Annotated in this window: 1 rRNA gene; it reads left to right on the top strand. The window is 53.8% G+C overall.

Annotated elements, in window-relative coordinates:
- The first annotated feature begins 160 nt into the window (after nucleotides 1-160).
- Nucleotides 161-275, top strand: a 5S ribosomal RNA gene (gene rrf, locus QTL96_RS06675).
- Nucleotides 276-290 lie beyond the last annotated feature (15 nt).

Genomic DNA, 290 nt, shown 5'->3' with positions numbered 1-290 from the left:
GTGGAAGCGCAGCAATGTGTGAAGCTTACCGTTACTAATAGCTCGATCGGCTTAATTGTTCTCATTGCTTATGCTCATCAAACAGATGACGCCAAGGCGTGTTCAAGACTAAAAAGAAGGCTCTGCCTTCACCAGCTTCTCAAACGTTGCGCTTCGCTGACCTGGTGGTTATGGCGGGGCGGCTGCACCCGTTCCCATTCCGAACACGGCCGTGAAACGCCCCTGCGCCTATGGTACTTCGTCTTAAGACGCGGGAGAGTCGGTCGCTGCCAGGTCTGCTAAACGCAACA

Source organism: Rhizobium sp. S163 (genome assembly GCF_030380805.1).
Lineage (GTDB): Bacteria > Pseudomonadota > Alphaproteobacteria > Rhizobiales > Rhizobiaceae > Rhizobium.
The sequence above is the reverse complement of the archived record's forward strand: the minus strand, read 5'-3'. Positions and strand labels throughout refer to the sequence as shown.